We start from the raw sequence: 7,703 nt of genomic DNA on the forward strand, positions 1-7,703 counted from the left end.
CATCTACTTCCTGACCCGCATGCCCAGTCCGAAAATCATCTTCCAAGCCTTTACGGACATAAAACCCAACCTGATTGTAGCGGTTCCGCTGATTATCGAAAAAATTATAAAGAAAAGCGTGCTGCCCAAATTGGAAACCACGACCATGAAACTATTGCTGAAAGTGCCCATCATCAACGACAAGATCAAGGCGACTATCCGCGAGCAAATGATACAGGCTTTCGGTGGTAACTTTGCAGAAATCATTGTGGGTGGAGCCGCTTTCAACCAAGAGGTGGAACAGTTCCTCAAATCGACAGACTTCCCCTATACCGTGGGTTATGGAATGACGGAATGCGGTCCCATCATCTGCTACGAAGATTGGAGCCGCCTCAAGTTAGGTTCTTGCGGAAAAGCCGCACCACGCATGGAGGTGAAGATACTTTCGCCTGACCCCGAAAACATTCCGGGAGAAATTGTCTGCCGCGGTCCCAATGTAATGTTAGGTTATTATAAGAATGAGGAAGCTACCCAACAGATATTGGATAAGGACGGCTGGCTGCATACCGGCGACCTTGCCCTGATGGATGCGGAAGGAAACGTCACCATCAAGGGACGCAGCAAGAACATGTTGCTGGGTGCAAGCGGGCAGAACATCTACCCTGAAGAAATCGAAGACAAGCTGAACAATATGCCGTATGTTTCTGAAAGCATCATCGTGCAGCAGAATGAAAAGCTGGTCGGTCTGGTCTATCCCGACTTCGATGACGCCTTTGCGCACGGATTGACCAACAGCGACATCGAACGCGTGATGGAAGAGAACCGCGTGGCACTCAATGCCGAACTGCCTGCATACAGCCAGATTTCCAAGATGAAAATATATCCTGAGGAGTTTGAAAAAACACCTAAGAAATCCATCAAACGCTTCTTGTATCAGGAAGCCAAAGGCTGATAAGATACCTTTCAGTAAGGAGGTATCAAAATACTGAACAGGAGTTGTGTCAAAACAAACTTTCTGTTTTCTTTTAGGCACGGATTACACGGAATACACGGATTAAAAATTCCGTATCATCCGTGAAATCCGTGCCTGAATTATAGTCGCAATCCAATGCTGTTTACCTGCTTATTATGAGTCTCTTTTCATTTCGACACCCCCCTCTCTTTTCATAATTCTAAATCAACTCCAGAAAAAAAATGAACAGAATCCTTTCACTCTTCTTCTGTTTCCTGCTCTGCATAGGCACAAGCTTTGCTCAAGAAAACATGACCGACAATACCCATCCGAAAAACAACTGCATCAATCTCTCTCTATGGAAGAACATAGCAACCCAACGGACAGACTCTGTAGGAAGCACCCTCTTCAATATAGGTGTATTCTCCTCCATGAATCGCCTGAACGGCCTCGGATTGAACATCCTTAGCAGCATGACGGGCAAGGATGCAAACGGTGTGCAAGTGGCAGGCTTATCAAATATGGTGGGCGGCAGCATGCGGGGCGTACAGGTGGCGGGAATCACCAACATCAACGGAAACAACCTTACCGGACTTTCTGTTGCAGGACTGGTCAGCATCACCGGAAACCACGCCCGGGGGGTCATCGCCTCAGGCCTGGCAAACATCAGCGGAGACCATACCCGTGGTATATTCATCAGCGGACTGCTGAATGTCAGCGGCGAAGGAGCTTCCGGCATGCTTTTTTCCGGACTGGCCAACGTAGCCGGCGGCAGTTTCAAGGGTCTTTCCGGAGCAGGTTTACTGAATGTGGTCGGTAAAAATTTAGCCGGCATGCAGCTGTCTGCCCTTGCCAACATCACAGCCGAAGAGGTGACCGGCGTGCAGATATCCGGATTGGGCAATGTGGTAGGCGGCACACTCCGCGGCTTGCAAATCGGAACTGCCAATATGGCAACACGTGCCAAGGGGGTTCAGATTGGGCTGTTCAATTACTATAAAGAGAGTTTAGACGGCTTTCAATTGGGTTTGGTCAATGCCAACCCGCAGACAAAAGTCCAGCTGATGCTTTTCGGCGGCAATGCCACCAAGCTGAACGCAGGTGCCCGCTTCAAGAACCGGCTTTTCTATACCATTCTTGGCGGCGGCACCCACTATTTGGATTTCGATGATAAGTTTTCCGCTTCCCTCTTCTACCGTGCCGGCCTTGAACTGCCGCTCTGCAAGCAGCTGTTCGTCAGCGGCGATTTGGGCTACCAGCACATAGAGACCTTCAAGAACAAGGACTACGGCATCCCTGCCCGTCTCTACGCCCTTCAGGCCCGCGTCAATCTGGAGTACCACTTGACGGAACGCTTGGGCGTGTTCCTTACGGGAGGCTATGGTGGTAGCCGCTATTATAACAAAGGGGTGACTTACGACAAAGGAGCGATTGTGGAAGGCGGAGTGGTGTTGCTAAAATGGTAATTACTTCTCTCTCACCATCACATCCTTGAACTCACCCGAAATTCTCTCGCCGGTGGTGAAGTCTATGCCCTCGTCATCATAGACTTCCATCGTGTCGGCATCCGTGAAGGAGAAGGTCCACTCGTCCGACCACTCACCCTTGACAACGCGCATCCGGTTGGTCTCGACATTGGCAGACCATTGCATTTCTATCGTCTGCTCCTTGTCGCCGAATCTTTGATAACCGTTCACCAGTCCGGTGCTGTGATAATGATACCAGCCTTCGTGTGGGCGGCAGTTGGGGGCTTCCTGCCACTCGCCGTCCACCTTCCTGTAGGCCTTGAGGGAGACCCATTTGCCAATCAGACGCTCGGAAAGGCTCTGCTCGTCGGACACCCTTTGGTACTCGAAACGGAAACGGCCTTCGGCCACTTCGCCGGTTGCCATGTTTTGGGCGGCATCTACACCGATAAGCAACCGGTCGGTGGTCAGTTTATGGACGGAGAAGAAATGCTCTTTGCTTCTCTTCAGGTAGTAGCCCGACTTCTCTTCGTCCACCCTCCAAACGGCATCCTGTATCTGCTGCCAACCGTCGGTGGAGGTAGCGATTTGAAAGGCTTTTCCGTCCGGTCGGAAAGTCACTATCATTTCACTCACGTTGTCATCGCTTTCATCTTCTACCCTGTTCCCGTTTTCGTCCAGCAAGTAGTTGTCGGTCAGCTTCCACCTTCCGACAAAGTTTTCAGAAATGGGTCTTAGGATTTCAGACTCTTCTTTGTTGCTGTGGCATCCTGACAGAGCGAAGGCGATGGCTGTTGCAGCCATTGCCAGAAATGTTGTTTTCTTTTTCATCGTTCTCTTTTTTATATTAGATAATATTTTCGTCGTTTGCTTGGAAGGTAGTCTCAAAAACCACTTCTCCGGTCAGGACATTCGTTACCTGGAAGGTGTAGCTGCCTCCCCACGTCTTGTCTTTCAAGGTGGCGTATGCCTTTTCGCAGGCTTCGCGGACAGCCTTGTCGCACGTTTCCTTGGTTCCGGTCTTGGAGAAATGAGCATCCGTAACGCCGAGTGCCGTCTTGAAGGCAAACTCAATGGCGCTCATCTCCTGAATGAAATCGAGGCCGGAGCTTGACATCTGGGAGAATCCCATGGAATAGATTACTTCCGTGACTTGATCGTCATCATCGCCACAAGCGGTGAAGGCGACCAGCGTGATACACACTATGGCAAGCGTTGCCGACATTGTTCTGATTACTTTTTTCATTGGTTTTGTTGTTTTAAAAATTAATAGTAAATCAATCATTTCCTTTTCATGAATTCCTGCATCGTACAGGTATAGATATTGTCGAAACAGGAAGCATTGTAAATCGTCACATGCGAACCGAGCGTATTGCGGAACATATCCAGGTACAGGTCGCGCAGGGCGATGTTCTTGTTGGCGGTGATGCGCTCGATGAAGATGCGCGTGAAGCGGTTGGAGAGATAGGTCAGCAGGTCGTAGCTGAACATATCCGCTTTCGAGGTCTCCTGCTCGTTTGCCGCCGTGAAGAAGAGCATGCCCGGGATGCCTTCCGATGCCTTGAGCACGCTGCCCGAATAGCAGGTTTCGATGAAGCCTATCAGCTTGCGGTAGCATTTCTGCTCATGCATGGTCCGGAAGAGGGTGCGTGCCATGTCGGTGGTCACTCCTTTTGCCTGTTCGTTCCAGCAGAGGGCGCCGGGCGTGCCGTGCCCACTCCAGAAGAGGAAGACGTTGTCCTGCTCTCCAGCCTTCAGCACTTCGGGCAGGCGGTTGCTTGCCTGTCCAGTCAGGATGTCTATCAGGTCGTTCGGGGTGAGTTGGCTCAGTTTGTAGTCTATCTGCACGCCTTGGCGCACGTCCTCGCCGCCGTCCGTGAGGAAGATTTGTCCGGGATGGGGATTGTTGGGATGGTTCGCCAGGTCGTCTTCCATAATCAAGAGGATGTGGTCATCGTCATATCCCGCCAGCTTCAACTGCCGATAGATGGCAAGGATGTCGGCCTGGTGGCGGTAGTTGGCCCATCCGGTCGAGGCAGCCACAAGCACGGCATAGCAGTCGTTCAGTGCCGGATAGGTGATTCCCACGCTCTGGTCGCGGAAGTCCTGCATCACGGTGTTCTCCCAGTTCCATCCCGCCAAGGTGGGGTCCACGCGGTTGCCACCATTGCTGCCCGTATGTCCCAGGACGGTCACGGTGCCGTCGTAGGCAAGCCAGTTGGCGTAGGTGGAGTGTAGCACGTTGGTATAGACCATGGTATCGAACTCCAGGTTTCCCGTGCAGCCTTTGATGTCGGGGCTTCCTCCTTGCGCCAAGGCAGAAAAGACTCGCGCCATGCCCTCGGCACGCCAGTTGGCCTGACAGGACTCGCGTCCGTCCACCAGCAGCTTCAGCGCCTCGTTCATGTCGGTACAGGTGCCCTGCTCCAGCAGGAAGGCGGCGTAGGCGGTCATCATCAGGGCATCGTAGAGTTGCGGCACACCGTTGCTCGGCGACTTGCCGAAACGGCTTTCGTAGAGTGTGACGAAACCGGTGTTGGGGTCGGGACTGACAGCCACCCCCTCGATCATGCTCGGACGGAAGGCGAAGCCGTCGGACTGGAGCTTCGTGGAGAAGGCGGTGTCGGAAAAGAGCAGGCGCGTGGTGCCCATGGATTCTCCTTTGGATGCCTCCAGCACGGCTTCCACCTCGCTGAACGCCGAAGCAGCCACAAGGATGAAGTCGGAGCCGTCGGCAAACGCCTCGCGACAGGCCTTCTGTGGATTGTCGCCCAGCAAGTGTACGCCGCGTGCCTCCAATCCCAACTCCTTTGCCTGAAAGGCGAACCAGTCTATGAAGGTCTGTCCGTAAATGTCATCGTTGGCAAGGAGCGACACGCTCTTGCCGTGGTAGTAGAGGGCTTTGCTCAACAGCACTTCGCACTGCGAGATGTCGGTTTCGGACAGTGCCCACAGGAAGTTGTGCTTCTGCGAGAATACCCGGATGAGTTCTGCCGAAGTGGAGAGCGTGAACAGGGTCTTGTCCGTCTTGGCGCATTGGTAGGCTGCCTCTTGCGAGTGTACCGAGTGGTAAGGGCCGACAATGGCATTCAGGTCGGTGCGCTTGGCAAGCGTTTCCATCAGTTGCGAGATGTTTTCGGTGTTCTCGTCGTACCACTCCACTTCGGGGCGCACGCGCTTCTCCAGTCCGGACTGGGCGCGGAGGATGTTTTCCACGGCAAGCTCCACGGTGTTTTCCCATACAGACTTGTGGGTTTCGTCCAGCGGCAGCACCACGGCTATGCGGCAAGGAGTGCCTTCCGCTTCGGACGGAAGGGATGCCGGTTCGTCGTCCGAACAGGCGACTACGGAAAACAGGGCGAACACGGAGAGGCAGAAAGCCGCTATCCGTGTTCCGGGTTTATTCGAGCGTGTCATAGGCAGATTCTTTTTCGATGGCTGTTTCTTTGAATTTCAGGTAGTCGGCATACCGTTGGCGGTAGTCTTTGGAGATGAGCAGGTCGGTGTAGCCCTCCGCCAGCCCCACCACGCAAGGCGAAGCGGGTTGCGGCTCGCCGTTGTCCCAGCGAGTGATGTACTCCGTCAGCAGGCAGTCGGTGTGTTTCAGCAGGGAGAAAGGCACATCGGAACTAAGTCCCGACTGGTCGGTGTCGATGCCGGGCACCAGAAGGATGCCGGGAAACTCGCGTGTGAAGCGATATACCCCCATGTTGCTGCCTCCGGCAATGGCATAAACGGTGCTGACGGTGGCAGACACCTCGCCCACCAGCCAGTAGGCGGTTTGCGGAAGGTCGAAGCCGCCGTTGCCGTCGGGGTCGAGCACCCAGGTCAACCAGATTTTGCTTCCGGCATCCTCCACGCCACGGGTGAGTCCCGCCTCCATCTCGCCCAGCACGGGATTCCGGTTGTTGGCTTTCAGGATGACCGATTCGGCTTGAGCGCCCGTAAAGGTGCTCTGCATCCGTGCCGCCCAGTAGCAGACACCGTAGTAGCGTATATAGGCGGTGTGGGCGGGCAGGTCGTCGCGCCGGGAGTCGAGTTGCAGGATGCAGTGGCGCGCGGGGTCGATGCGGTCCTTGTACTTTTCCGGCAGGCTTTCATAGACGTTGTCTGTCAGCACCATCAGGGAGCGGTCCTTGTCGGTGGCGGTTTCAAGCCACCGGAGGAAATAGGCTTCGCCCTCTTCCAAGCTTTTGGGCGAGAGGTAGTCGAGGTCGATGCCGTCGTGAGTGAAGGCATAGTTGGCGGCAGCCGCCAGTATCGGGTCGTTGTAAGAGGCGTCGCCCAAACCGTTGGACGAAAAGAGCAGGCAGAGGGTCTTCGGCTCCTCTTCGGGAAGGATGGAAGAGGTAGCATCATCGCCGGAACAGGCAAGAAGCTGTCCGGCGATGATGAATAATAGAATATTGCGTAACAAAGAAACCATGGATTATTCTTTGATTAAGCGAACATGCAGGGCTTGATTTTCAGGCCATCCTTCTACGACAAAGCTACCGCCTTTCTGAATACGGACGTGTCCTTTATCTTTTGTCAGATGGTCCACCTGATTTTTGGTAATCACTAATTTATCTCTTGCCTCCAACCATAACGGACTATGTGTAATATGCTCTATATCCCACCATCCCTCTACATGGGCATCGTATCCTAACGGTCCGCCTTCCCAGAACTGTGCGCCCAATCTATCGACATTCCAGTCCTTCAGCTTCTTCTCAATATCCTGATAATCCTTCTTCTCAGGCACACGCCATCCCACAGGTGTAAAATAAGGCTTATTCACTGCGACATTGGCATAGTACAAATTGCCGTCGTCATCTTTTTTATACTCAAAGGTGTCGCTTCCGGCGTTTCGGGAAGTCTTTCCTTGATAGTCTTGCCGCAACCAGATGTGGTTGAGTATCTTGACAAGGCCATATTGGTTGCCGTCATAATCGGTCATCAACGTATGATTGATTGATCCCCACGCTTTCTCCACGCTCTCATTTTCAGGGTCGGAAAGCATGATGGAGGTGCCACGTATATAAACATCTTCATAACCACCCATATACGTTGATTCTATTTCCACAATGTTGACATTTGTCCCGTCCCATTCCACCGTTGCGGGTTTATGTTTGTCATCGCCGATAAAGACACCCTTGTTGAAAAAGACGCGGTTGTTGACAATCGGATAGATGACCGTCACGCGATTGGACTTATCGATAAGCGGAATGTACTCGCTGCAGACGTAAGCCACCTCCTGTCCACCGCAAGTGACGGTGTTAATCAAAGTAGGTTCATTGGCCCATCCACCTGAATAATAATTCTTATAG

The 7,703-nt window shown here is 53.0% G+C and carries 7 protein-coding genes; 2 read left to right on the forward strand and 5 right to left on the reverse strand.

All coding sequences use genetic code 11. From position 1 onward, the window contains the following. A partial coding sequence (locus K2G43_RS05635; RefSeq protein ID WP_300153436.1) for an AMP-binding protein occupies positions 1-931 on the forward strand: 931 nt, incomplete at its 5' end. A gap of 311 nt (positions 932-1,242) precedes the next feature. Next, positions 1,243-2,397 carry a hypothetical protein gene (locus tag K2G43_RS05640; RefSeq protein ID WP_300153442.1) on the forward strand — a complete coding sequence of 385 codons (1,155 nt, stop codon included), beginning with the start codon at positions 1,243-1,245 and terminating at the stop codon, positions 2,395-2,397. Here K2G43_RS05640 and K2G43_RS05645 read toward each other — a convergent pair whose 3' ends face one another. From K2G43_RS05645 to K2G43_RS05665, 5 genes are all read right to left on the reverse strand, one after another. Then, entirely contained in the window at positions 2,398-3,228 is an 831-nt protein-coding gene (locus K2G43_RS05645; protein ID WP_300153437.1) for a hypothetical protein, read from the reverse strand. 16 nt (positions 3,229-3,244) lie between these two features. Next, positions 3,245-3,643, reverse strand: a complete 399-nt coding sequence (locus K2G43_RS05650; RefSeq protein ID WP_297642280.1) for a hypothetical protein — start codon at positions 3,641-3,643, stop codon at positions 3,245-3,247. A 35-nt stretch (positions 3,644-3,678) separates the two neighbouring features. Beyond that, positions 3,679-5,814, reverse strand: a complete 2,136-nt coding sequence (locus K2G43_RS05655; RefSeq protein ID WP_300153438.1) for a C13 family peptidase — start codon at positions 5,812-5,814, stop codon at positions 3,679-3,681. Continuing rightward, positions 5,798-6,814: a hypothetical protein gene (locus tag K2G43_RS05660; protein ID WP_297642278.1), complete on the reverse strand. Its 1,017-nt coding sequence runs from the start codon at positions 6,812-6,814 to the stop codon at positions 5,798-5,800. Before K2G43_RS05660 ends, K2G43_RS05655 begins: the two co-directional genes overlap by 17 nt. Positions 6,815-6,826: 12 nt before the next feature. Then, positions 6,827-7,703: hypothetical protein (locus K2G43_RS05665; RefSeq protein WP_300153440.1), on the reverse strand; the 877-nt coding region annotated here is incomplete at its 5' end.

It is taken from the genome of Bacteroides sp. (genome assembly GCF_029057325.1).
Taxonomy (GTDB): domain Bacteria; phylum Bacteroidota; class Bacteroidia; order Bacteroidales; family Bacteroidaceae; genus Bacteroides.